This is a genomic window from Amycolatopsis sp. WAC 01376 (assembly GCF_003947415.1).
In the GTDB taxonomy this organism is placed as follows: domain Bacteria; phylum Actinomycetota; class Actinomycetes; order Mycobacteriales; family Pseudonocardiaceae; genus Amycolatopsis.
Genome location: NZ_QHKL01000014.1, coordinates 39951 through 66138 on the forward strand (window position 1 = coordinate 39951; position 26188 = coordinate 66138).

The window sequence follows — 26188 nt, forward strand, 5'->3', positions numbered from 1 at the left end:
TCCAAAGAGTTTCGGGAGTTATCGACGCGGGCGGACTCGGCGCCTGCGCTGAAACTGCAACGTTCTCGACAGACGACGCTGCGGACGCGAGCTCACGAAGTAGCACGGGCCCAACATCGGCCCAGCCGATCAGCAGGAGCGGGCCAACTGCATCGAACATCGCACGGCCGATCTCTCCCGCGGTGAGTGGCTCGGCCACGTTCAACGCCAGCGTGACGAAACTCGAAAGCAGCAGCAGGCGCTGTGCTGGCCGGATCACCTCGGCAGAAGCTCCACGCAGCGACAGCTGTCGGATCGCGATCAGCAGCGCCAACACCGACAGGTCCACGGCGGGCGCGACCAGTGGAGCCACTCAACCAGGTACGCCGAGCCGGAGCCCGAAGGCCAGAACGTTGCCGAACCCGAACAGGAACGTCAACCCCACGATAACGCCGACGATGACCGTGACCAGCTGCAGAACAGCGTCACCCTCAACCGGAAAACCCACAGCTTTTGCAGACAGGAAGTAACTCCTCGTAACCAGCAATCCAAGATCAACTGGCGATATTCAGGCGACCGGAACGCGCCGCAACGCGTTCCAAGCCACCCCAACGAGGAGGAACGAGAGACCGCGGACCTGCAAAAACGAAGGAAATGCCTGGTCAGGAGCTAGATCGATCTTCCCTGACACGGAAGAGGTCACTGGTTCAATCCCAGTATCGCGCACCATCTGTTTTCGCAGGTCAGAAGCCCTGCTCCTCCTCGGAGGGGCGGGGCTTCAGTCGTTCTCAAGACGGCATTCGATGGCCTTCGGAGCCGTCTCAAGCTGGGCGTCACGGAAGTGGCGTGCAGGTGCCATGCCTGCACACGTAACCAGCACAACTCCAGCGATTACTACGGCCCACCGCGCGGCGGGAAGGTCTTCGACGATCCGTCCGGCGTACATCACCAGGATCCGTACGCAGGTCTGGGAAACCACCGCGATGTCGTGGCTGATGATCAGCCGCGGTTCGCACAGCAAGCCCATGCCGATCATCGCGCGCCGGCGCATGCCACCGGAGAATTCGTGCGGGTACTGTCGCCGCCGGGATGCGCACCGCACGCATCCGGTCGACCGCGCGGGAAAGGGCATCGCCGCGCGAAAGTCCTTGATGCTGCTCGGAAACCTCGGCGAGCTGGCGGCCGATGCGGCGGACCGGGTTGAACGAGGTCATCGGGTCCTGGAACATCGCCGGCGAGGTGCCCAGCAGCGTCCGCAGTTCGCGCTCCGGCGTGGTGAGCACCGGGATGCATTCGCTGACGACGCCGATCGCCTCCCCCGGACGCACGGTGAGGCTCACCCCTCGCACCGGTACCGTCCAGCCGGACTTCCCGGGGGAACGCGACCTCCAGGTTTTCCACTACCAACAGGGCGTCATCGGCCCTACCGGGTTCCGTTCCCGGCTTCCGGGCAGGCATCGGCAGCGGTCGCGGCAGCCGGGTCCGGAGGCCGATCACCCCGGCGACCGTCGCTAGGGGTTGTACGTCTGGTTCGGGACGGACGTTGTCTCGTCGGTTCCGTAAATGCCGGGTGGCAGGGCGGGCCGTCGCGCGTCCCGCCGGTACGCGAGGACGGCCGTGGCGGCAGCGAGCGCGGCGTAACCCACCATCCACCAGGTGAAGCCCGGCGGTGACCGGTGGCTGAACAGCGGGTCGATCAGGCTCACGACCGGGAAGACCGCGGGCGGCAAGAGCCAGCGGTCCTGTAAGCGCAACTCCTTGTCGACGGCGATCGACGCGGCGTCTTCGCCACGGCCCCGGCGCCTGACGGTCCAGACGAGGATCGTCGTGCAGCAGATCGCCCCCCAGCCGAGGATGGCCAGCCATGTCCAGGCGAAGGTGCGCGACGAGGTGGTGAGGTACATGGCCACGGCCAGCGCCGCACCCCCGACGAAGGTGATCAGGAACGAGGCCAGGTACCAGCCGCCGAGAACTCCTGCGGCCGACGGCGGGCGCCGGTTCGGTGCCGGAAGGCCGCCCAGTTGCCGTTCCCGGTGGAGGATCGACGCCCATTGCCCGAGCGAGATCGCGGCGACCGTGAAATACGCGTACCGGCTTTCGGGCATCTCCACGCCTCGCACGCCTGGAAGATTTTGCATGTAGCTGTACGTGATCGTGACCGCGAAACCGAAGATCACAGCGCCCACCAGCCACAGGATGCCGGTCGTGGTTCCCCGCGTCTGCCGCGCGGCGATCCTGACCGTGAGCGGCCTGGACGGTATTCCGACCCGGACGCCGCGTTTGCCCAGCCACGCGCTGGTATCGGCTATTTCGATCGCAGTCGGTTGACTCCCCATACCGGACCTACGCTCACGGCCCGGCCGAGGTTGCCTCAGGGTTGGTCCCGGCGGCGCGCAGGTGCTGTGCCCGAGTTGGCAGGCGGAGCTAGCGCCTGTTTCATATCAAGGGGTAAGGCGAACGTGGCGTGGCCGGAGTTGGCGGCTAGGGCGGGACTGGCCGAAGAGACGCCTTCCCGACTGTCTATTAGGGACATTTTCCGAGGTGTCAGTGTCCGAGTTGGGCGAGTTGTGCGGTTTGGGGAGGGGGTCGTGAGTGGTAAAGAGGGTTAGAACGCTACTTGCCACTCACGACTCTTGTGGACACTCAGAGCGCAGCTGACTCCTGTCGGCCAGCGCGGAACCAGGCTTGGGCGCGAAGACCGCGAACTTGGCTTAGGAAACGCGCGCTAGCCGGTCGGGCTGCCGGGCAGCGACGTTGGAGCGTTCCAGTCTGACGTGGCCGGAGCGGGCCGGATTCTGCGAAACATCCTGAGGGGCGGCAGAAGTCCTAAGGTGGTGGTCGTGACCACGGCGGCCCAAGAGGCGTTCCTGCGCGATTTCCACAGCGAATACCCGGCGGCGACCGTCGGCGCGATGGGCCGGGGCAGGACGCCGGACGGGCGCTCGAGTTATGAACTCCTGCGAGACCACGTCGAAGGCCGCCCGCGGGTGCTCGACCTCGGCTGCGGCGACGGCTTCCTGCTCCACCTGCTCGCCGAAGCCGGCCACGAGGTCACCGGTGTAGACCTGTCGAACGCTGATCTGGCGCTCGCCCGTCAGCGGCCGTCGCTCGCCGAGGCAAGGTTGGTGGAGGGACGGGCACAGGAACTTCCCTTTTCCGGCAACGACTTCGACGCATGCGTCTCACATATGGCGTTCATGCTGATGCCCGAAATCGACCAGGTAGCCGCGGAGCTGGCTCGCGTCCTGGCCCCCGGTGGGCGGCTGGCCTTGGTGCTCGGCAGCGGCTCGGCAGGCGGAACCGGCGGCAATGACTTGTTCCGGCGCCTGCTCCGTCCAGTGCTCGCCGATGCTCCTGCGGAACAGCGGATGCCGCGGCTGGGTGACCCGCGTACCCAAGACAGGGAAGGCGTCGACGACATTCTCACTTCGGCTGGATTCGCGCCTGTCGAGTGGACCACCGAGCCGCTCGACCTGGGCGGCAGTGCCGAGCAGGTGTGGGGGTCCGTCTCGGCGATTTACAACTTCTTCCCGTTGGACCTGGCAGTAGTGAAGTCGCTCGAAAAGGAGTTCCTGGCCCAGGCAGCCGGACTGGCCGACGCCGACGGCCGGATCCCTTCCACTCAGAACATCCACATAGCCACCACCACACTGACCGACCAGGGCGCTTATCCGGCCAAGTGAGATCCACGCTGCCGCCACCGCTCGATCCTGGCGAACGACCCTTCGGTCCGAGGTCGATAGCCCTGAATCTCGAAGTCGCCGTCGGTCCGGAAGCCGCCGGGCACAAGGTCCTCGGCGCCGGAGAGCTGGAAAGTGTCCGGCACACCGTCGGTGTACTGGGGCACGCCACGGTCCGTGTCCGGGACACCGAAGAGACGGCCAGGTCCCAGCCGAGGCCGAAGGGACCATTTCCCGCGCCGGAGTCGTAGGACAGCGACAACGCGGACGAGATCGTGCCCCGACCGGTCGTGAGCCCGAGCGGGATCGAGAACGAGGCCGTGCCGGTCAGCGTGTTGGCGACGAACTTCTCCCCCATTCCCCGGATCGCCCCACCTGCCTTCGGTAACGACAGCGACGGCGCATCATGGGGTGGTGCCACGGCAGATCGCGGACCAGGCTCGCTGATAGCCGAACCGCCGGGCGACGCCGTGCCGGCACCGGGGCCGCTCTGGTCGCTCTGGTCGCTCCACACATTTCCGGGCACACCTACCTGCTTCCACGGCGTGTTCGGCCACCGCGAGATCGGATCGGCGGCCGCGCGAACTCCAACTATGACGGGGTTTGATTCCGTTCACTATGACGTTGCCGGAATTGTCGACGCTTGAAGATTGCCGGTATCGCGAACTGATGTGAACGTCCGAAAGTGCAGTCAAAGGGCCCGATCTGACGCGCGAATGTAGCTATTCGGGGGTAGTGGTCCCGGAACTCGTCCAAGTACCCCGACGACCAGCGCGCGGGCACCGTGCCCGACAGCACGACCGGCCGGCACAACGTCACGTTCACCGCCGCCTGAGAAAGAACGCCGAACGACCAATCCACGTCACCGGCAGCCCCGAATCCTTTGCGAGAAGACAAAACGAGTCGTCCACAACGGACAACACCAGCCGCCTCAACCTGGAGTGGTATTTCATGAACAAGCTTCGTGTCGCAGGAATCGGTTTCACCGCGGTCGCCGCCCTTGCCCTGTCCGCCTGCAGCGGTGACGACGCCCCCGCATCCGGCAATGCCGCCAACACCCCCGCCCCCGCCGCGTCTTCGCCGGCCCCGATGTCCAGCTCCGGCTCGACCGGCTCGCCCGACGGCGTGACCACCAACGCCGACGTGTTCGGCCCGGCGTGTTCGAAGCTGCCGCAGGGTACTGAGCCCGGTTCGCTGGACTCGATGGGCCCGCAGCCCGTCGCCAGCGCGGCCTCGACGAACCCGCTGCTGACCAAGCTGGTCGCGGCGGTGAAGGCCACGAACCTGGTGGACACGCTCAACAGCCAGCAGGCCATCACGGTGTTCGCCCCGGCGGACCCGGCCTTCGCCGCACTCGGTGACGCCAAGTTCGCCGAGCTCGCCGGCAAGCCGGACCAGCTGGCCCCGATCCTGCAGTACCACGTCGTCGGGAAGCGTTACGACGCCAAGGGCCTCGCGACCGCCGGTTCGGTCGACAGCCTCAACACCGCCGGCGGCCCGGTCAAGATCGAAGGCACCGGCGACACCATGACCGTCAACGGCGCCAAGATCCTCTGCGGCAACATCCCCACCAAGAACGCCACCGTCTTCGTCATCGACAAGGTCCTCACCCCCGGCACCACCAAGAACTAGCCCTCACGTCCGGGTCATCGCTCCCCCCGTCGATGACCCGGCCACGGTGGCCGCCGCAGCTGTCGGACTCTTCAGCCGCGGCGGCCACTTCCATACCCACACCGCCCATTCGGGGTGTGGGCTCCAGCCACGCGGCAGGATGAGCACGACCTGCCGTATGGGGAACGCCGTAGCGGCGGCGTTCCGCCGGTCGTCGCCGTCGCTGGTTCCACTCCATGGCCACGGCGACGGCCGACCCCTTCGCGATCCCCGAGTGGCCGCGCACCGGGTCAGAGGTCGGACAAGAGGACCACCTGTCCCCCAGCGTCGAACACACGGAATCCGGTAGCGCCCGTGCGCAGTACGGAACTATTGAGATTACAGCGCATTTCCGCGGCACCTGTGCCGATGAACTCGCCCGCGGCCGCTTGGGCTCCCGTCTCGTCCACGACCACTACGCGATACCGCGTGTTCGCGAGGCTCTTGACCGTCCACAAGGGACGCCGGGCAGGCAATAGTGTCCATTTTGGGTACATTGTGCGTAGGTCGTGAGTGGTAATCCGGGTTATTGAGGAGTAAGGCAAACGTGTCGGGTCGCGGGCGAGACGGCGGGCTGGGTGACGCGACACCGCACTGGCGTGTTCATAGCCGGAACTCGCGTGTTCAGACTCCGCACACACCCGAGTGCGGCATCCAGACACGCGAGTCACGCCTTGCCGAAGTACATGAAGACCCCCTTCCAGCACCTGGGCGCAGGGGCCCGGCAAAGTCGGAATCTCGCAGGTCAGGCGACTATTCCCGCACTGTCGGCAGGCCGGATTCTGGACGCCGGCGGGCTTCAGCGTCCACAAGGGACACCGCCGGGCGATTGAGTGTCCGATTGATGCCACTGTGCACGTTTCCGCGAGGGGTCGTGAGTGGCAATGAGGGTTAGAACAACAAAAATCACTCACGACCCCCTCGCGAAACCGTGCAAGTCACCCAAATCGGGCACCATTGTCCCGTAAAGGGTCCCTTGTGGACAGTCAAGAGCCGGGTGAGGCTCCTTGCGGGAGCCCGCTCCTGTCGAGTCCACCACGGCACGTTCGCCTAGTCCCGCTCTAGCGGCGGAGCCGACCAGCAGTTATGCGACTTTGCCGGGACCCTGGCGCTAGGCGCAAGGAAGGGGGCCTTCATGTACTTCACGACCAGCCGCCGAAGTCACAACCGCCCCACCGTCACCAGAGACCACATCCGACAGTAGCGAAAGCCTCCTTCACTACCCTCAGAGTAGGCAAAGAGGCCCTCACTACCAGGAGAACGCCTACGCAGAAGCGACACCGGCCCCACGCCACGCCACCTTTGCCTTACCCCTCAATAGAACCCGAATCACCACTCACGACCCGCCCGGCAGTGTCCCTTATGGACACTCAAGACGGGGCCGGGCTCCCGTGGCCGGTCCGGAACCTCGCCATGAAGGCATCCTGGCTACCTTGAAGTCAGCGAAATGCTCACGGCCTCAGCCGACAGCATCTTCACCGCACGAAACAAGAAACAAGAGCCTTCGGCACCACGCCGAATTACCACACGAACTTCCGGCTCGGGACCCGCTAGAGGGCGCGCGCCCCCGTCTTGGCGGTAAAGCGGAACTCGACGGTCACCGGCAGTGTGTCGAGGTCGAGTGCCTGCCGCAGTCGCGGAAGGCCGTCGGCGTCGATCCGGCGGCGGATCTCGGTGACGTCGCCGTCCTGTTCGGCGCTGATCACCAGCGCGACGGCCGGTGTGTCACGGGTCCCCGCGAGCGTCGCGTGCGCGGCGTGGACGCCGGGATAGTTCGACACCTCGGTGACGAACGGCTCGATCGCGGTACTCGCGGCCAGCTCGGTGCGGCCGGCGGCGGGATCGGTCTCGAAGCGCCAGGTGTGGGTCTTCGGCTTCCGGGTCAGCTGCGCGATGAGCCACCGCAGCACGAGCAGGCCAAGCACGACCGCGACCGCGGCCGCGACATAGAGCGTCCACACGGGCGGCTGTCCCGTACCGGCTGCCAACGCGGATTCCGGCCGCAGGACGGTGAGCCTGCCGAAATGGGTGAGCAGGGTGAAGGCACCGGCCGCGATCAGGACGAGTCCGAAGAAGGCGAGCAAAGTGCGATTGAGCCGGGCGGGCCGGTTGAGGCTGGTCATGACGCGCTCCTGGCACTGCGGACCTTGACCTTGACGGCCGGGCGGAGGGCGGGGTCGATCTGGTCGAGCCGGTGCGTGATCGCGCCACGAACGGCTTCGGCGAGACCGTCGGTGGTCGCCCGCCCGGTGCTCACTTTCGCGGATACCTTGCGGGACTTGAGTTTCACTGTCGCGCTGGACACACCGTCCACTGTGGCGGCCGCGGCGCGAAGGGTGGAGCGGTAGCTTCGGCGCGAAGCTCCGGAATCCAGATCGCCTCGAAGCGGCAGGACGGTGAGCCTGCCCGGCAGGACAGCCGCCAAGACCAGGATCAGCCCGAGGAGCACCGCGACGGCGCCGATGACGGCCGTCGCGACGTCGCTCCAACGCAGGTCGTGCAGGGTGCCGGCGACGGTGTCGTAGCGAATCCAGGGAGTTTCCCCGAGAAGCATCTGGATCGCGACGACCGCGACGAGGGCGCAAGCGGCGAGCAGGACGATCGCGGTGAGAGTCGCGGGAATGCTGCGGCGTGGGCGGCGTTTCACTGGACCCTCCTGGTTTCGGCGGTAGCGGTGTGCAGCGCGGTGACGGTGATGTCCACTTGCGACACCGTGAGACCGGTGAACTCCTCGACGCGGCGCATCAGGTGCCGCCGGGCATCCTCGGTGGTGCGGGAGACCGACATCGGATAGCTGATGGAGATCCGGACGTCGAGGGTGGCCGTGTCACCGGTGACTTTCGCGGTGACCTTGGCGCTGTTGTCGAGGTCTTCGCCACCGACGGCGACACCGAGCACGCGGCTCGCGGCGCCGCCGACGCCGCCGACGCCGGTCACCGCGTGCGCCGCGATCCGCTGCACGGTGCTGTCGGAAATGGTGAGGACGCCCCGGTCTCCGGCATCGGCGGGAGTCGTTCCGAGGGGCGCGCTCGACAAGGTGGCGGTCATGGCGGTCAGCCCCTGTCGCGGCCGGTGAGTTGCGAAAGATCGAGCTTGCCGTCGAGGACACGGCCTGCCAGCAAGCCGAGGGCGCCGAGGACCAGGACGATGATGAAGGCGCTGAACCCGCCGAACGCGGCCGCGAGTCCGAGAGCGAGGCCGGTGAGGAGGCCGAGATGCGTGGAATTCATGGTTTCTCCTTGGCTGTGCCGGTCGGTGCGGGGGCGATATCGCCGATCCGGACATGTACCGGGACGCCGACCGGACCCACCGCGGCACGGACGTCGTCGCTGATCTCGACGGCGGTCGCCGGGTAACGGCCGGTGACACCGATGGTGATCTCGTCTTCACGGATGCGGATTCCCGGGATCCGGCGTCCGCGCAGGAGGGTGGCGATCTCGCCGAACCGGCCGCTGTGCAGGCCCGCGACGTGGGGTTGGGCCTGCACAGCGGTGGCGATGCGGTCGGCGTCGATCTCGACGCCGAGGCTCACTGGACGCGGCCGGTGTCGGTCTTGGCGTCCTCGTCCTCGTCTTCACCGGGGATGTGCACGTCGGAAACGTTGATGTTGACCTCGACGACCTCGAGCCCGGTGATCTGCTCGACCGCGCCGATGACGTTCCTGCGCACCGCGCGGGACAGGTCGGCGATGGACACGCCGTACTCGACGAGGATCTGCAGGTCGACCGCGGCCTGCTTCTCGCCGACCTCGACCGAAACACCCTGGCTCGCCGACGCCGTGGCACCGGGAATGCGCTCACGGATCGCGCTGAACGCCCGGGCCGCACCGCCACCGAGGTCGTACACGCCGGAGATCTCCCGAGTCGCCAGACCGGCGACCTTCGCCACCACGGTGTCGGCGATACTGGTCGTGCCCTTGCTCGACTCCAGCGCGCCCGTACCGGTCTTCTCGACCTCGGACGACTGGCTGGAGGCCTTGGTAGCAGTCGAGTTCGTCATGACTTCTCCTCTGGTCGGTTCCTGTGGTCTCCGGGGAAGCTCGGAGTTCCATCCTTACTTCCACACCACTAAGACCCGGCACCGAGAAGATCGTCACGACCCCATCGTGTGACACCCGTCCCTCCCGCCCGGCTCAAGATCAGGTAGTGCGATCGCGTCGATTGACGACGGAGTCCTGCCGGACCTGCGGTCCGGCCAGTTGCCGCAGGATCGCCGGGTCCCCAAATGCGTGGCTCCGGCGACCAAGCTCCGGAGCCACGCATCTGCCCATGCCCGCGCTTCGGCGCCGCGCCGCCGTCGCACGGGGGGTCGAGCCTTTCAGTGGCTCAGCGAGCCTGGTCCGAAACCATCCGTTCGCGGAGGCTGCGCGGACGCATGTCGGTCCAGACCTCGTCGACGTGGTCCATGCACTCCTGACGACTGCCTCGGTGGCCCGTGGCCCGCCAGCCCGCCGGGACCTCCTTTTCCGACGGCCAGAGCGAGTACTGCTCCTCGTCATTGATCAGGACCTGGTAGGTGCCTTCGTCAGTCATTCGACTTTCCTTTCGTTTCCAGCATTTCCGGTTCTTGGGTCAGGTGTTCCGCGGTCCCCTCGACATGCCGGGGGAACCGGCGCAGGGTGGGGTTGAAGGTGGCGAAGAGGGTGACCACGACGATCGCGCCCGCGCAGACGAGCACGGCCGTGCCGCCGGGCAGCGCGTCGACCAGCCAGCCGCCGAGCGCCGGGCCCGCGGCGGCGGCCAGGCCGCCGGTCACCCCCATCACGCCACCGAGCCGTCCGCGCAGCGCGTCGGGAGTGAGCAGCAGCTGGTAGGTGCTGATGGTGGTGTTGGCGGCGGGCGGCAGGAACGCCATCGCCGCGAACAGCAGGCCCATCAGATATCCGTTGTGGACGAACACCGCGACCGGGGTGAGCACGGTCAGCGCCCAGAACACGCTGATGATCATCACGTACGGACTGAGCTTGCGGTGAAGATACGGCGCGGCCAGCGCGCCGAGGATGCCACCGCCGCCGAGCATCGCGGCCATCACGCCGATCTCGCCCGCCGGGACGCCACGTGAGTCCGCCAGCACGATGATCACCAGGTAGTAGGCGCTGAAGAACAGGTTCAGGCAGATCGCGCACACCGCGGTGATCCGCACGTGCGGCTGGTGCCACACCCAGCGCAGCCCGGCGACGATCTCCCTGCCCAGATGGGGGGTCGCGGTCCGGTGTTCGATCGGTTTCGGCGGCAGCCTCACGAACAGCAGGGCGACGAAGGCGACCACGTGGGCGATGGCGTCGAAGACGAACGGCACCATCCGGCCCAGGGCGAACAGGAAGCCGCCGAGCGCCGTGCCGGACAGCTGCCCGGCGCTCGATCTCGCCGCGTTCATCGCCACCGCCGACGGCACCTGGTCGACGGTGACGAGGCGCGGCAGGCTCGCCTCCTCCGCGGGTTCGAACAGCGCCCGGCACAGCCCCATCACCGCGGCGACGGCGATCATCATCGCCACGTTCGCCACACCCCACCACAGCGCCGCGACCAGCGCGGCGGCCGCGAGGCCCTGTACGGCCTCGCAGGCCAGCATGAGCTTCTTGCGGTTCCAGCGATCCACCAGCGCCCCGGCGGGCAGCCCGTCGACGAACTGGGCGATCGCGACCGCGCCGAGCACCAGACCGGACTGCGCCGCCGAGCCGGTCACGGCCAGCACCAGCAGCGGGAAGGCGATCATCGACGTGCTGAAACCGGTCTCCGAGATGACCTGGCCGCCCCACAACAGGCGGTAGTCGCGGTTGCGCGACAACAGCGTCGTCATGCTCGCTCTCCCCGGCAGTCTCGGGCCATCCTGCGCAGGGCCGTGGCGAAGTCCGCGGCGACCGATTCCACGGTCGCCCGGTCGTGCCGGTCCGGGCGGTGGAACCAGGAGAACTCGAGCCGTCCCTCCTGGACACCGCCGACCACCTCCAGCAGATGGCCGCCCGCGTCCGCCGGATCCTGCTCGTGGCCGATCGGCGCGTGCGATGCCCGGTAGAGCCCGGTTCCGGCGGCGGTGTCGTCGCCCTGTCCGAGGTAGTTGAACGAGATCTGCGGGGAGCGCCCGCCGAGCTCGGGGAATCTCCGCCTGCGGAGCGCGCCGAAGCCGAAGCCGTTGCCGGGCACCGCGCGCAGTTGCCTGCGCACGGACTTCACCAGGTCACGCCAGCGCGGCTCGTCCGCGGCGGTGACTTCGAGCGCCAGCGGGAACAGCGTGGTGAACCAGCCGACCGTGCGGGTGAGGTCGACGTCGTCGAAGATCTCCTCCCGGCCGTGGCCTTCCAGATCCACCGCGATTTGCTCCTCGCCGGTCCACCGCGCCAGCGACCAGGCCAGCGCCGCGAGCAGGACGTCGTTGATGCGGGTGCGATAGGCGCCCGGGGCGAGGTGCAGCAGCGCGTCGGTGTCGTCGGCGTCGAGCCCGACGGTCACGGACTCCGACGGGGTGCCGGGGACCGGCGTCGCCCGGTCGACGGGCAGGTCGCACGCAGGAAGTGCCCGCGACCAGTGGTCTCGTTCGTGGTCGAGTCCGCCGCCGTCGACGAACTCCCGCAGCCGGTGCGACCAGTCCAGGAACGACGTCGTCTTCGCGCCGAGGTCGACGGGTTCGCCGTCGGCCGCCTGCCGGTAGGCCCGCTCGAGGTCTTCCAGCAGAATCCGCCAGGACACCGCGTCGATCACCAGGTGGTGCGCGGTCAGGAACAGCAGCGGCCCCGGCTCGCGGGCGAACAGCACGGCCTTGAGCAGCGGGGGCGCGGAGAGGTCGAACCCGGCGTGCGCCTCGTCGGCGACCTCCTCCATCAGCGCCCGCTGGTCACTTTCGTCCACTGTGGACACGATTTCGATCCGCAGCGCCGTCGACGCCCCGACGGGGTCGTTGTGCTGCCGCCATTCCCCCTCGACGTGCTCGAAGCGCATCCGCAGCGCGTCGTGGTGTGCGACGACGGCGTCGAGCGCCTGTCGCAGCACTTCCGGATCCACCGCCGGATCCACTTCGACGAGAACGGACTGGTTGAAATGGTGCGGGTTGGCGGTGTGCACGTCGAAGAACCACTGCTGGATCGGGGTGAGCGGCACGTCCCCGGCGACGGCCTCGCGCTCGTCCGGTTCGGCTTCGACGGAAGTGACGACCTTCGCCAGTTCCGCGACGGTCCGGTGCCGGAACAACTCCTTCGACGTCATCCGCCAGCCCGCCTGACGGGCGCGGTGCACCACCTGGATGCTGAGGATGGAGTCGCCGCCCAGCTCGAAGAACCCGTCGTGGGCGCCGACCCGGTCGAGGCCGAGGACTTCCGCCCAGATGTCGGCGAGCGCGCGTTCCACCGGCCCCGCTGGCTCAGTGAACGTCGCCACCGCCGTCGGCGGGGCCGGCTCGGGCAGCGCCTTGCGGTCCAGCTTCCCGTTGCGGTTCAACGGAAGCACGTCGAGCGGAACGAACGCCGACGGGATCATGTACCCGGGCAGCGAACGGCCGAGGAACTCCCGCAGCGCGGCCGCGTCCGGGGCATCCGCCACGGATACCAGATAGGCGACCAGACGCGCCTGACCGTCGTCCCTGCGAGCCACGACGACGGCTTCGGTGAGGTCGGGATGGCTCCGCAAGGCGGCTTCGACCTCTCCCGGCTCGATCCGGAAACCCCGGATCTTGACCTGCTCGTCGACACGCCCGAGGCACACCAGTTCGCCGTCGTGCTGCCGGATCACGACGTCACCGGTGCGGTACATCCGCTCCCCCGGCTCGCCGAACGGGCACGCGATGAACCCGGCCGCGGTCAGCCCCGGCAGTGCGAAGTACCCGCGGGCCAGCCCGTCGCCCGCGACATACAGCTCGCCCGCGGTCCCGGCCGGGACCGGGTTCAGCCGGTCGTCGAGCACGTACAGCCGCGTGTTCCAGATCGGATGCCCGATCGGAACCGCGCCCGCGGCCAGTTCCTGTCCTGGCCCGACGCGGTACTCCATGCAGCCGACGGTGGTTTCGGTCGGGCCGTACTCGTTGATCACCACCACGCCGGGGTGATCCGCGCGCCAGGCGTCGGTCACCGAGCCGATGAGCTGGTCCCCGCCGACCACGAGTTCACCGGTCGGCGACAGATCGTCGTCGTCCATGACGCCAAGGAGCGGCAGATGGCCCGGTGTGGCTTTGAGGAAGGTGGGCGGCCGCTGCGCCGGGCTGCCGGCCACCCGGATCCGGCCGCCTGCGAGCAGCGGGCCGTAGAGCGTGTTCACCGTGAGGTCGAAGGAGACCGACGAGTGCAGCACGGCCGTTCCGCTCAGGCTGGGATACGCCTCGGCCGCCCAGTGGAGGAAGTTCACCAGCCCGCCGTGGGTGGTGATCACCCCCTTGGGCTTGCCGGTCGATCCGGAGGTGTAGATCACGTAGGCGGGGTGGCCGGGCAAGGGGCGCACTCCGGGGTCGGTCTCCGGCCACCCCGCGGTGTCCAGTACCGCTTCCCGGTCGTCGAGCACCGCCAAGGGCCGGGAATCGCCGAGCACGGCGGAAATGCGTTCCGGTGGGTACATCGGATCGATCGGGACGTAGGCGGCACCGGATTTGAGCACGGCGAGCAACGCCACCAGCAGTTCCGCCGAGTTCGGCAGTGCGATCCCGATCCGGTGTTCCGGTCCGGCCCCGGCCGCGATCAGCCGGTGGGCCAGCCGGTTGGCGTGCCGCTCCAGTTCGGCGTAAGTCAGGGTGAGGCCGACGTCGGTGACCGCGGGCGCGTCCGGGGTCCGCTCGGCCTGTGCCCGCACCAGTTCCGGCAGCGTGGCCGCGCCGAGCGGCCGCGCGGTGTCGTTCAGGGTGTGCACAAGGTGGTGCTGTTCGGCGGCGGTCAGCAGCGGCAGTTCGCCGAGCGGGCGGTCCGGGGCGGCGGCGACGCCTTCGAGGATGAGCCGCAGCCAGCCGGTCAGCCGTTCGATGGTGGCCGGGTCGAACAGGTCGGTGTTGTAGTTGACGGCGCCGCGCAGGCCGCCGTCGTGTTCCTCGAACTGCACGAGCAGGTCGAACGCCGCCGTCGCCGACGGCAGCGCGATCTCCTCGGCGGCCAGCGCGCCACCGGCGGGCACCGGATCGCCGATGTTCTGCAAGGCCACCATCGCCTGGAAGAGCGGCGTACGGCTGACGTCGCGCTCCGGCTGCACGGCGTCCACGACCCGCTCGAACGGCACGTCCTGGTGGGCGAAGGCGCCGAGGACGGTCTCCCGGACCGACGTCAGCAGCTCACGGAACGTCGTCTTGGCGTCCACTGTGGACCGCAGCACCAGGGTGTTGACGAAGAAGCCGACCAGCCGTTCCAGTTCCGGCCGCTCCCGGCCGGACGTCACCGTGCCCACCGCGACGTCGTCCTGCCCCGACCACCGGCCCAGCAGCACCTGGCAGGCGGCGACCAGCGTCATGAACAACGTGCTGTCCTCGCCACGAGCGAGGCCCTTCAGCGCGGTGACCAGTCCGCGCGGGACGTCGAACGCGTACCAGTCGCCGTTCGTGGTACGCACCGCGGGCCGTGGCCGGTCGGTGGGTGGTTCCAGCGGTGGCATGCCGTCGAGCCGGTCTCGCCAGTAACCGAGCTGATCCGCCAGCAGCTCGCCTTCGACGACCTGCCGCTGCCATACGGCGAAGTCGGCGTACTGGATCGGCAAGTCCGGCAGCGTCGGCTCCGTACCGCGGACGAACGCCGTGTAGAGCGCGTCGAGGTCGCCGGCGAGCACGCCGGACGACCAGCCGTCGGTGACGATATGGTGCAGCGCCAGCGTGAGCACGTGCTCGTCCGGCGCCAGCCGGATCAGCCTAGCCCGCAGCAGCGGGCCGGTCCGCAGGTCGAACGGCTGCCGCACTTCGCGTTCCAGCGTCTGGCCCAGCGCGGCCGAGCGGTCCTCTTCGGACAGTCCACTGAGGTCGTCCAGTGGCAGTTCCACCGCGTACGGAGCGCCGACGAGCTGGACGCCGCGCCCGTTGTCCGCGTCGAAGGTCGTCCGCAATGCTTCGTGCCGGGCGACCAAGGCGGTCAGCGCGTCGGTGAGCGCCCCGACATCGAGTTCGCCGCGCAGCCGCAACGCCGTCGGCGACACGTACTCCGTGCTGCCCGGTTCGTACTCGTCGAGGAACCAAAGGCGCTGCTGCGCGAACGACAGCGGCAGCGGGCCGTCGCGATCCATCACCGGGATGGCCACGCCCGCCGGTCCTTGATCGGCCACCGCGGCGGCGAACCGGCCGAGGACCGGGTCGGAGAACAACGCGCGCGGTGACACGTCCGTACCGAACGTGGCCCGCACGCGCGACACGATCCGCATGCTGAGGAGGGAGTCGCCGCCCAGTTCGAAGAAGTTGTCCTCGACGCCGACCCGTTCCACGCCGAGCACGTCGGACCAGATCTCGGCCAGCATGCGCTCGGCGGAAGTCCGTGGTTCCACGTATTTCGTGCCGGTGCCACTGCTTTCCGGTGCGGGAAGCGCACGCCGGTCGACCTTGCCGTTGCGGGTCAGTGGCAGCCGGTCGAGCACCACGAAGGCGGACGGCACGAGGTGGCCGGGCACGGCTCGGCGCAGCCAGGCCCGCAGTTCGGTGACGTCGGGTGCCCCGGCGCCGGGCACGACGTAGGCAGCCAGCCGCCGGTCCCCCGGCTCGTCTTCGCGCGCGATGACGACAGCCTCGGCGACGTCGGGATGCCCGAGGAGGACGGCTTCGATCTCACCCGGCTCCACACGGAAGCCGCGGATCTTGACCTGCTCGTCGACCCGGCCCAGGTAGTCCAGTTCCCCGCCGGCCGTCCAGCGGACACGGTCGCCCGTCCGGTACAGCCGCTCGCCGGGCCCGCCGAACGGGTTCGCGACGAAGCGGTCGGCAGTGAGGCCGGGACGACCGAGGTAACCCCGGGCGAGTTGGACGCCGGCGAGGTACAGCTCGCCGGGCACACCGGCCGGGACCGGCGAGAGCGTCCGGTCCAGCACGTACGCCCGCACGTTCCCGGTCGGCCGCCCGATGATCGGGTGCTCACCGCGGACGCGGCAGAACACCGAGTCCACCGTGACCTCGGTGGGGCCGTAGTAGTTGTAGACGGCCGTGCCGGGCAGCACCGCCAGCTCACGCCACAACGTCTCACCGGTCGCCTCACCGCCGACCAGCAGGGTGCCGGGGCGGTGCGCGCCGTCCAGGAGCCCGCCCTCCAGCAGCTGCTGGAGGTACGACGGCGTGAGGTCGAGCAGGTCGATCCGGTGCTCGTCGACGTAACGGGCGACGGCGCGCGGGTCCATGCGGGTGTCGTCGTCGAGGACGTGCAGCTCGTGACCGTCCATCATGGCCAGCAGAGCCTCCCACGACGTGTCGAAGGAGAACGCCGCGGTCAGTGCCGCCCGTGTCCGTTTACCGGCGGCGTCGCCGATGAAGGTGCGGCGGTGGTCGGCCAGCAGGTTCAGGAGACTGCGGTGCTCGACGACCACGCCTTTGGGGTGCCCGGTCGACCCGGACGTGTAGATGAGGTACGCGGCGTGGTCCGCTTCGGCGCCGGGGATCTCACCCGGTGAGGGCCGATCGCACCATGCGCGGACCTGGGCCGGGTCGTCGAGTACGACGGCCGGTTCCGCGTCTCGCAGCAGCCACTCGAGCCGTGTGGCGGGCAGATCCGGGTCCACCGGCAGGTACACCGCGCCCGCCTTGAAGATCGCGAGGATCGCGACGACGGCCTCGGCGGAGCGGGGCAGCACCACCGCGACCACCCGCTCCGGACCCGCACCCTGCTCAATGAGGTGGCCTGCCAGCCGGTCCGACCGCTCGTCCAACTCCGTGAAGTCCAGGGCGGTGTCCCGAAAGACCAAAGCGGTCTCGTGCGGGGTGCGAGCCACGTGAGCGCGGAACACGTCCAGCACCGTGCCCCCGGGAACGTCGATCGCGGTGTCGTTCCAGTCCACCAGCAGCCGGCGGCGCTCCACGTCGCCCAGCGGGGACAGCTCGGTGACGCGGCCGCCCGGCTCCTCGGCGATCCGCCGGACCAGCCTGGCCAGGTGTTCCGCCAGCCGTTCGGCCGTCGCCGCGTCGAACAGCCGCGGGTCGTAGGACAGTTCCAGCCCGAGCCGTTCGTGCAGGTACGCGGTCAGGTTCAGCGGGAAACTCGTGGTGTCGAGTGAATCGACGTCCCGCACCACGACACCGTCGCCACCCGCCGCGTCGTCGATCGGGTAGTTCTCGAAGACGACCACACTGTCGAACAGGCCGGTCCCCGGCGGCACGTCGATCAGCGCCTGCAGCTGCGCCAGTGACACGAAGTCGAACCGCCGCGAGTCCACCTGCTCCGCCTGCGCCTCCCGCAGCCAGGCCGCCACGGTCTGTCCACTTCGGACTCGCATGCGCGTGGGCACGGTGTTGATGAACATGCCGATCATCGACTCGACCCCTGGCAGTTCGGCCGGACGCCCGGACACGGTGGTGCCGAACAGCACGTCCTGCTCGCCGCTGTGGTGCGCCAGCAGCAGCGCCCAGGCGCCCTGCACCACGGTGTTGACGGTCAGCGCCGCGCGCTTCGCCATGGTGTGCAGCCGCTGTGACTCTTCGGGCGAGAGTTCGACCAGTACCGTTTCGCCCGATTCGGCGCGGTGGGCCTCGACCGGCGGCCGGTCGTACGGCAACGGCGTGGGCGCCTCGAACCCGGCGAGGAGGTGACGCCAGTGGCGTTCGGCCTCCTGGACGTCCTGCTCGGCCAGCCAGCCGAGGTAGTCGCGGAACGGTCGCCGGGACGGCACTTCCGGCCGTCGTCCGCCGATGAGGGCCGCGTACCGTTCGCAGACCTCGCCGAAGGCCTGCGCGGTGCTCCAGCCGTCGAGCAGGACGTGGTGCGAGGTCCACACGCACTGGACCTCGTCGTCGGTCAGCCGGGCGATCGCCAGGCGCATCAGCGGCGCGGTCGTCAGGTCCATGCCCGCGGCCAGGTCGTCCGCCAGCAGGTCCGTCAACGCGACCTGCTGGTCCTCTTCGGACAGTCCACGCCAGTCGAGTTGCCGGACCGGCAGCGGGACGTGGCGCCGAACCACCTGCACCGGCTCGTCGACCCCTTCCCACACCACACAACTGCGCAGGATCGGCGTCCGGTCGACGAGCTGCTGCCAGGCTTCGCCGAACAAGACGGGCTCGGCGACACCGGAGAGCCGGAGCCGGAACTGGTCGAAGTACGCCGTCGAACCGGCGTCGACGAGGCTGTGGAAGACCATGCCCGCCTGCAGTGGGGTCAACGGGTAGACGTCCTCGACGTCCCTGCCGTCGCCGGCGATCCGGTCCACTTGGGACTGGCCGAGCCGGGCCAGCGGGAAGTCCGACGGCGTGCGGCCCCCGGCGTCCGGCAGGGCGCAGTGCGCGACGATCTCCCGCAGGGCCTCGACCATGTCCTCGGCCAGCCGCCGGACCGTGTCCTCGTCGTGCAGGTCGGCGGAGTACTCCCAGGACAGCCGCAGCCGTCCGTCCTCCACGACACCGATGACGTCCAGCAGGTACGTCCGCGGGGTCGCCTCGGCGATGTCCCGGCCGAGCGATTCGTGCCGGTCCTGGTAGAGGCTCTCGCCGGACGGCGCGACATCCCACTGCCCGTGGTAGTTGAACGAGATCCGGGGCGCCGGGTCGTCCCGCAGCAAATTCGCCGAGGTCCCATCGCGGCCGAGATACCGGAGCGCGTCGTAGCCGACACCCTTGTTCGGCACCGCGCGCACCTGTTCCTTGACCGACTTCAGCTCCTCACCCCAGCCCGCGGCCGGGCGCAGGCTCAGCGCGACCGGGAACTGGGCGGTGAACCAGCCGACCGTGCGGGACAGGTCGAGCCCGTCGACGATCTCCTCGCGGCCGTGGCCCTCCACCGCGATCACCACGCGGTCGCGGCCGGTCCACCCGGCCAGCACCCGGCCGAGCGGCGCCAGCAGGACGTCGTTGACCTGCGTCCGGTACACCGAGGGCACTTCGTGCAACAGCGCGGCGGTTTCGGTCCGGCCGAGGCTCGCCGAGACCGTGCGCGCGGAACCGGCTTCGTTACGCACGGGCCGGTCGACCGGCAGGTCCGGGTCCGCGTCGCTGAACACGGCCTTCCAGTGCTCGAGGTCCTCGTCGAATCCGCCCGTCCGGACGTGACCGGCCAGCGACCGTGCCCAGGCGGTGTAGGAAGTGCCGACCGGCTCGAGGTCTTCACCCCGGTAGGCGGCCTCGATGTCGGCGAGCAGGACACGCCAGGACACGCCGTCCATGACGAGGTGGTGCACGGTGAAGAACAGCCGGGGCGCCTCCTCACCGGGCACGAACACGATCGCCCGCCACAACGGCCCTTCGGTCAGGTTCAGCGAGCTTTGCGCGGCGAGCGCCGCCGCGTGCATCCCGTCCTCGTCCGCGGTGGGCAGCCGAACGATCTGCGGCGCGTTGTCCTCGTCCGGCGCCGGTTCCTGTACCCACTCACCCGCCACCCGCGAGAACCGCATGCGCAGGGCGTCGTGGTGCGTCACCACCCGGCTGACGGCGTCGGTCAGGCGCGTGAGGTCCACGTCCGCTCGGAGTCCGATGTGGACGGACATGGTGAAGTGGCCGGTGCCGAGGCCGCTTGCGAAGAACCACGACTGGATCGGCCCGAGCGGTGCCGGCCCGGACGGTTCGGCGGGCACGGCCTGCTCCGGCACCACCCGCGCCTCGACGATCGAACCCAGCTCCGCCACGGTCTGATGCAGGAAGATGTCCTTCGAGGACAGGGAAAGCCCGGTCTTACGGGCCTTCGACACGACCTGGATGCTGAGGATCGAATCGCCGCCGAGACCGAAGAAGTTGTCCTCCGCGCCGACCTGCTCGACGCCCAGCACCGCCGAGAACACCTGGGCCAGCTCACGCTCGACCGGCGTCCGCGGGGCCACGTACCGGCGGCCCGCCTCCACGTGCCCGTCTGGTGCGGGCAGTGCCCGGCGGTCGAGCTTCCTGTTGGCGTTCAACGGAAGTGCGTCGAGACCGACGAACACCGCGGGCACCATATGCGCAGGCAGGGTGCGGCCGAGGAACTCCCGCAGCACGGTGGCCCCCGGCACCGCGGCGCCCGGCGCCGGGACCAGGTACGCGACCAGCCGCCGGGTGCCGTCCGCCTCGTGGGCCACCACGGCGACCTCGCCAAGGTCCGGATGCGCGGCCAGCGCGGTCTCGATCTCGCCGAGCTCGATCCGGAAGCCCCGGATTTTGACCTGCTGGTCGGCGCGGCCCTGGTACTCCAGTTCGCCATCGTGCCGCCGGATCACCACATCCCCGGTCCGGTACATCCGTTCCCCCGGTGCGCCGAAGGGACACGCGACAAACCCGGCCGCGGTCAGTCCCGGCCGCCCGAAGTACCCGCGGGCCAGCCCGGCACCGGCGACGTAGAGCTCGCCCGCGACCCCGGCGGGCACCGGGTTCAGCAGCCCATCGAGCACATACAGCCGCGTGTTCCAGATCGGATGACCGATCGGAACCGCGCCGTCGAACGGCTCCTGCCCCGGCTCGACCCGGTACTCCATGCAGCCGACGGTGGTCTCGGTCGGCCCGTACTCATTCACCACCACCGCGGTCGGATGGTCCGCGCGCCAGCCTTCGGCCACCGGTCCGAGAAGCTGATCGCCGCCGACCACCAGCTCACCCGTCGGCGACAGGTCGTCCTCGTCCAGCGCGCCCAAGAGCGGCAGATGACCCGGGGTGGCCTTGAGGAACGTGGGCGGCCGCGGTGAGGGGCTGCCCTCCACCCGAATGTGGCCGCCGGTGAGCAGGGGGCCGTACAACGTGGTCACCGTGAGGTCGAAGGAGACCGACGAGTGCAGCACAGCGGTGCCGCCCAGGCCCGGATACGCGCCGGCCGCCCAGCGGAGGTAGTTCAGCAGTCCGCCGTGGGTGGTGACCACGCCTTTGGGTCTGCCGGTCGACCCGGACGTGTAGATCACGTACGCGGGCAGGCCGGGCAGCGGCCGCACTCCCGGGTCGGTTTCCGGCAGCCCCGCGGTGTCCAGGACCGCCTCCCGGCTGTCGAGCACCACCAACGGCCCGGAATCGTCAAGCATGAACCGGATACGTTCCGGTGGGTACAGCGGATCGATCGGCACATAAGCAGCACCGGATTTGAGCACGGCCAGCAACGCCACCAGCAGTTCGACCGAATTCGGCAGGACGACGGCAACCCGCTGTTCCGGCCCGGCCCCGGCCGCGATAAGCCAGTGAGCCAGCCGATTGGCGTGCCGCTCCAGCTCGCCGTAAGAGAGAGTGACGCCGCCATCGGTGACCGCGGGGGCGTCCGGGGCCCGCCCGGCCTGGGCCCGCACCAGTTCCGGCAGGCTCGCCTCGTCCAGCGGCCGGGTGGTGTCGTTCAGCGTGTGCAGGAGATGGTGCCGCTCACCGGTGGTCAGCAGCGACAGTTCGCCGAGCGGGCGGTCCGGGGCGGCGGCGACGCCTTCGAGGACGAGCCGCAGCCAACCCGTCAACCGCTCGATCGTGGCGGTGTCGAACAGATCAGTGTTGTAGTTGACCACTCCGTCGAGGCGCCCGGCGACCTCCTGGAACTGGATCATCAGTTCGAAGGTCGCGGTCACCACCGGCGGCGCCAGTTCCTCGACGGCCAGCCCAGGCAGCGCCGGCTTTCCCTCGGGCGTGTTGTGCAGCACCACCATGACCTGGCACAGCGGGGTGCGGCTGGTGTCGCGGGCCGGCTGCAGGTCGTCGACCACACGGTCGAAGGGGACGTCCTGGTGCGCGAAGGCGTCCAGGGTCAGCTCGCGGACGTCGCGGAGGAACGCGTCGAACGGCCGGGAAAGGTCCACTTCGGACCGCAGCACCAATGTGTTGACGAAGAAGCCGATCAGCCCTTCCAGGTCGGTGCGTTCCCGGCCGGAGGTGACCGTACCGACGGCGACGTCGTCCTGCCCGGACCAGCGGGCGAACAGCAGCTGGCAGGCGGCGAGCAGGGTCATGAACAGCGTGCCGTCCTGACGCCGGGAGAGCTCCTTCAGCCGCGCGGTGGTTGTTTCCGGAACGGTGAACTCCAGCAGCGCGCCGTTCTTGGTGCGGACGGCAGGACGGGGACGGTCGGTGGGCAGCTCCAGCGGCGGGACGTCTTCGAGGCGGTGCCGCCAGTAACCCAGTTGCTCGTCCAGTATCGCCCCGGCCAGGCGTTCGCGTTGCCACACCGCGAAGTCGGCGTACTGCACCGGCAGGTCCGGCAGGCTGACACGCTCACCGCGGACGAAAGCGGTGTACAGCGCGCTCAGTTCGCCCGTGAGCACTCCCGCCGACCAGCCGTCGGTGACGATATGGTGCAGCACCAGCGTGAGCACATGCTCGTCCGGGGCCAGCCGCAGCAGCCGGGTGCGCAGCAGCGGACCGTCGCGCAGATCGAACGGCGCCGTCGACGCTTCGGCAAGTGCGGCGGCCAGTCCGGTAGATCTGTCCTCTTCGGACAGTCCACTGAGGTCGGTGAGTGGCACGCGGACTTCGGATGGCGGATGCACCACCTGGGTTCCGTGCCCGTCGACGGTGTCGAAAGTGGTGCGCAGGGCCTCGTGCCGGGCCACGAGCGCGGTCAGCGCCCGGTCCAGTGCGCCAGTGTCGAGTTCTCCGCGAAGCCGCAACGCCGTCGGCGAGACGTACTCGGTACTGCCCGGTTCGAACTCGTCGAGGAACCACAAACGCTGCTGAGCGAACGAGAGCGGTGCCGTCAGCGCGCCGTTCGTCCGGTCCAGCACCGGAATCGCGACCTCGCACCCGGCGGGACCGGGCAGGACGGCGGCGAGGCGCTCGGGGGTGGGCGCGCTGAACAGCAGCCGCGCCGGGACTTCGGCCCCGAGCGCGGCCCGGAGGCGGGACAGGACGCGGATGCCGAGGATCGAATCCCCGCCGAGATCGAAGAAGTTGTCCTCGATCCCGATCCGCTCGACGCCGAGCACGTCCGCCCAGACGCCGGTCACCAGCCGCTCCACGTCGTCGCGCGGGGCGACATACCGCGCGCGGGCGGCCGAGAAGTCCGGCGTCGGCAGGGCGGCCTGGTCGAGTTTGCCGTGCCGGGTCAGCGGCAGCCGGTCGAGCCGGACGAAGGCCGAGGGAACCAGGTAGTCGGGCAGCGACCCCGCCAGGAAGCGCCGGAGCTCGCCGACATCCGGACTACCGCCGCCCGGCACGAAATAGGCCACGAGCCGCTTGCCGTTGCGGTCCTCCCTCGCCACCACAGCGGCTTCGGCGACCACGGGGTGACGCAGCAGGGCGGCCTCCACCTCGCCGGGTTCGACGCGGAACCCGCGGATCTTGACCTGCTCGTCGCACCGGCCGCGATAGTCCAGCGCTCCGTCACCGGTCCAGCGGACGAGGTCGCCGGTGGCGTACATCCGGGTGCCGGGTGCACCGAACGGGTCGGCGAGGAACCGGTCCGCGGTCAGACCGGTGCGGCCGAGGTAACCGCGAGCCAGCTGCGCGCCGCCGAGGTAGAGCTGTCCCGGTACTCCGAGCGGTACGGGTGACAACGTCTCGTCGAGGACGTAGGCGCGGAAGTTGCCCAGCGGGCGGCCGATCAACGGCCGGTCACCGGACACCGGCGTGCGGACGGCGTCGACGGTGGTCTCGGTCGGCCCGTAGTAGTTGTGGGCGGTCGTCCCGGGTAGCTCCGTCAGCTCGCGCCACAGGGTTTCCCCGATCGCTTCGCCGCCGAGCATCAGGTGTTTCGGCCGGTGCGGCCCGTCCAGCAGGCCGGCTGGGAGAAGCTGCCGCAGATAGGACGGGGTCAGGTCGAGGAAGTCGATCCGGTGCCCGGTGACGTACCGGGTGAGCGCGTCCGGGTCCAGCCGGGTGTCGTCGTCCACGAGGTGCAGTTCGTGGCCGTCGGCCAGCAGCAGCGGCCCTTCCCAGGACGTGTCGAACGACAAGGCCGCCGTGCACGCCACGCGCAGGCGGCCGGTGCCGAAGACCCCTCGGTGGTCGGCCAGCAGGTTGACCAGCGCGCGGTGCTCGACCACGACGCCTTTCGGCTTGCCCGTCGACCCGGACGTGTAGATGACGTACGCGGCCTGATCCGAGCGAGGGCCGGTGAGCACCGCCGGGTGCCCTGCGCACTCGAAGTTCTCGTCCACCACCACGACCGGGGCCGCGTCACGCAGCAGCGTCTCGATGCGCTCCGCCGGGAGACCGGGGTCGACCGGCAGGTACACCGCGCCCGCCTTCAGCACGGCGAACAACGCCACCACGGCCTCGGCCGACCGAGGCAGCATGACGGCGACGATCCGCTCCGGTCCGGCTCCCCGCCGCACCAGCTCACCGGCGAGTTCGTCGACGCGCCGGGTCAGCTCCGCGTAGTCCAGCGACTCGTCCCGGAACACCAAGGCGGTTTCGTGGGGCGTCGCCGCGGCCTGGGCGTCGAGCAGGTCCACGATGGTCGTGTCCGGTACATCGATACCGGTGTCGTTCCACTCGACGAGCATCCGGCGCAGCTCGCCTGCCGTCGCCAGCGGAAGCTCCGCCAGCGGCCGGTCCGGCCGGGCAGTGACGGCGTCCAGCAGCACCGCCAGATGGGCGATCAGCCGGTCGATGGTGTCCGCGTCGAACAACGCCGTGCTGTATTCGACCAGTCCGGCGAGCACGCCGTCGCGTTCCTCGAACTCGACGGTCAGGTCGAAGTTCGAGGACTTCCGCGCGACACCGACGTCTTCGGTCGCGAGCCCGTCGAAGGACGGCTTCGCCCCGGAGGCGCTGTGCAGCAGCACCATCACGTCGAACAGCGGATTCCGGCTGGGATCGCGGTCCGCGTGCACGGCGTCGACCAGCCGCTCGAAAGGCACGTCGTCATGGGAGAAGGCGTCGAGCACCGTCTCCCGCACGCCGCCCAGCAGCTCACGGAAGCTCCGCGACAGGTCCACAGTGGACCGCAGCACCACGGTGTTGACGAAGAACCCGACCACCCGCTGCAGTTCCGGCCGGTCACGACCCTGGACGACCGTGCCGACGGCCACGTCCTCCTGTCCGGCGTAGCGCGCGAACAGCACCTTGCAGGCCGCGAGCACGGTGGTGAACAGCGTGGTCTCGCAGGACCGTGCCAGCTCGGCCAGCCGCGCGGCGGTCTCCCCCGGCAGGCTGAATTCGCGCACCGCGCCCTCGGTGGACCGGGTCGCCGGCCGCGGCCGGTCGGTGGGCAGTTCCAGCGGGGCGAGCCCGCCCAACCTGTGCTGCCAGTAGGTGAGCCGTTCCGCGAGCACGTCGTCCGACAGCCGTTTCCGCTGCCACGCCGCGAAGTCGGCGTACTGCACCGGCTGCGGCGGGAGCACGGCCCGCGCACCGCGGACACCGGCGTTGTACAGCTCGGCGAGTTCGCCGGTGAGCACACCCATCGACCAGCCGTCGGTGACGATGTGGTGCACGCAAAGCAGCAAGACGTGCTCCTCGGGGCCGATCTTGCCCAGCCACGCCCGCACCAACGGCCCACGCTGCAGGTCGAACGGTCGCGAGTACTCCTCGAGCAGCACCCGGTCGAGCGCTTCGCCGTCGACGTCCACCACGGGCAGCGGCAGGCCCGCCGGCGGGTGGATGATCTGGACGCCTTCGCCGTCCACCTCGTCAAAGGTGGTACGCAACGACTCGTGCCGTTCCACGAGCGCCCGCAGGGCTTCCGCCAGAGCCGGGACGTCGAGTTCTCCGGTCAGCCGCAAGGCCAGCGCGCTGTTGTACTCGGCGTCGTCCGGGTGGAGGCGGTCGAGGAACCACAGCCGCCGTTGGGCGAACGACAGCGGCAGCGGGCGGTCACGATCCGCGGTGGGGAGCACGTCCGCCCGCCCGGCCGCGCCGGCCATCCTGGTGCGCAGCTTCTCCCGCAGTTCGGGAGAAAGCGCCGCGATTCGATCGGATCTGGATGACGTCATGGGCAGGTC

At 69.3% G+C, this 26188-nt stretch carries 12 protein-coding genes and 2 pseudogenes; 2 read left to right on the forward strand and 12 right to left on the reverse strand.

What is annotated here, in order from left to right; all coding sequences use genetic code 11:
* Positions 1–886 precede the first annotated feature (886 nt).
* Positions 887–1488: pseudogene (locus tag DMH03_RS40840) on the reverse strand (peptide ABC transporter ATP-binding protein); the annotation flags it as partial.
* A gap of 2 nt (positions 1489–1490) precedes the next feature.
* Positions 1491–2165 carry a hypothetical protein gene (locus DMH03_RS40845; RefSeq protein ID WP_158633169.1) on the reverse strand — a complete coding sequence of 225 codons (675 nt, stop codon included), beginning with the start codon at positions 2163–2165 and terminating at the stop codon, positions 1491–1493.
* A 654-nt stretch (positions 2166–2819) separates the two neighbouring features.
* Here DMH03_RS40845 and DMH03_RS40850 point away from each other — a divergent pair.
* A complete protein-coding gene (locus DMH03_RS40850) occupies positions 2820–3662 on the forward strand; it encodes a class I SAM-dependent methyltransferase (RefSeq protein ID WP_233611898.1) in 843 nt (280 codons plus the stop codon).
* Here DMH03_RS40850 and DMH03_RS43105 read toward each other — a convergent pair.
* Positions 3647–4017, reverse strand: a pseudogene (locus tag DMH03_RS43105) (SpvB/TcaC N-terminal domain-containing protein). The gene DMH03_RS40850 and the pseudogene DMH03_RS43105 sit on opposite strands and share 16 nt — an antisense overlap.
* Before the next feature lie 593 nt (positions 4018–4610).
* Here DMH03_RS43105 and DMH03_RS40860 point away from each other — a divergent pair.
* Positions 4611–5291 (forward strand): fasciclin domain-containing protein, encoded by a 681-nt coding sequence (locus tag DMH03_RS40860; RefSeq protein ID WP_125797355.1) that lies wholly within the window; start codon positions 4611–4613, stop codon positions 5289–5291.
* Between the two features lie 1568 nt (positions 5292–6859).
* Here DMH03_RS40860 and amaP read toward each other — a convergent pair.
* The 9 genes from amaP to DMH03_RS40905 all read right to left on the reverse strand — a co-directional run bounded on the left by amaP (position 6860) and on the right by DMH03_RS40905 (position 26179).
* Positions 6860–7432 carry an alkaline shock response membrane anchor protein AmaP gene (amaP, locus tag DMH03_RS40870; protein ID WP_125797356.1) on the reverse strand — a complete coding sequence of 191 codons (573 nt, stop codon included), beginning with the start codon at positions 7430–7432 and terminating at the stop codon, positions 6860–6862.
* A complete protein-coding gene (locus DMH03_RS40875) occupies positions 7429–7956 on the reverse strand; it encodes a DUF6286 domain-containing protein (RefSeq protein ID WP_125797357.1) in 528 nt (175 codons plus the stop codon). Before DMH03_RS40875 ends, amaP begins: the two co-directional genes overlap by 4 nt.
* Entirely contained in the window at positions 7953–8357 is a 405-nt protein-coding gene (locus tag DMH03_RS40880) for an Asp23/Gls24 family envelope stress response protein (RefSeq protein WP_125797358.1), read from the reverse strand. Before DMH03_RS40880 ends, DMH03_RS40875 begins: the two co-directional genes overlap by 4 nt.
* A 5-nt stretch (positions 8358–8362) precedes the next feature.
* Positions 8363–8539, reverse strand: coding sequence for a hypothetical protein (locus DMH03_RS42485; protein ID WP_044850562.1), 177 nt, complete (start codon positions 8537–8539; stop codon positions 8363–8365).
* Positions 8536–8841 carry a hypothetical protein gene (locus DMH03_RS40885; protein WP_125797359.1) on the reverse strand — a complete coding sequence of 102 codons (306 nt, stop codon included), beginning with the start codon at positions 8839–8841 and terminating at the stop codon, positions 8536–8538. The genes DMH03_RS42485 and DMH03_RS40885 overlap by 4 nt, the downstream gene beginning before the upstream one ends.
* On the reverse strand, positions 8838–9308 hold the full coding sequence (locus DMH03_RS40890) for an Asp23/Gls24 family envelope stress response protein (RefSeq protein ID WP_125797360.1): 471 nt from the start codon (positions 9306–9308) through the stop codon (positions 8838–8840). The genes DMH03_RS40885 and DMH03_RS40890 overlap by 4 nt, the downstream gene beginning before the upstream one ends.
* A gap of 326 nt (positions 9309–9634) precedes the next feature.
* Positions 9635–9841: an MbtH family NRPS accessory protein gene (locus DMH03_RS40895; protein WP_125797361.1), complete on the reverse strand. Its 207-nt coding sequence runs from the start codon at positions 9839–9841 to the stop codon at positions 9635–9637.
* A complete protein-coding gene (locus DMH03_RS40900) occupies positions 9834–11108 on the reverse strand; it encodes an MFS transporter (protein WP_125797362.1) in 1275 nt (424 codons plus the stop codon). The genes DMH03_RS40895 and DMH03_RS40900 overlap by 8 nt, the downstream gene beginning before the upstream one ends.
* Positions 11105–26179, reverse strand: a complete 15075-nt coding sequence (locus tag DMH03_RS40905; RefSeq protein ID WP_125797363.1) for a non-ribosomal peptide synthase/polyketide synthase — start codon at positions 26177–26179, stop codon at positions 11105–11107. The genes DMH03_RS40900 and DMH03_RS40905 overlap by 4 nt, the downstream gene beginning before the upstream one ends.
* Between the last annotated feature and the right edge of the window lie 9 nt (positions 26180–26188).

Coding starts and splice junctions, on each gene's coding strand:
- DMH03_RS40895 (WP_125797361.1), bottom strand. CDS start 9,841: ATGACTGACGAAGGCACCTACCAGGTCCTGATCAATGACGAGGAGCAG.
- DMH03_RS40880 (WP_125797358.1), bottom strand. CDS start 8,357: ATGACCGCCACCTTGTCGAGCGCGCCCCTCGGAACGACTCCCGCCGAT.
- DMH03_RS40890 (WP_125797360.1), bottom strand. CDS start 9,308: ATGACGAACTCGACTGCTACCAAGGCCTCCAGCCAGTCGTCCGAGGTC.
- amaP (WP_125797356.1), bottom strand. CDS start 7,432: ATGACCAGCCTCAACCGGCCCGCCCGGCTCAATCGCACTTTGCTCGCC.
- DMH03_RS40860 (WP_125797355.1), top strand. CDS start 4,611: ATGAACAAGCTTCGTGTCGCAGGAATCGGTTTCACCGCGGTCGCCGCC.
- DMH03_RS40905 (WP_125797363.1), bottom strand. CDS start 26,179: ATGACGTCATCCAGATCCGATCGAATCGCGGCGCTTTCTCCCGAACTG.
- DMH03_RS40900 (WP_125797362.1), bottom strand. CDS start 11,108: ATGACGACGCTGTTGTCGCGCAACCGCGACTACCGCCTGTTGTGGGGC.
- DMH03_RS42485 (WP_044850562.1), bottom strand. CDS start 8,539: ATGAATTCCACGCATCTCGGCCTCCTCACCGGCCTCGCTCTCGGACTC.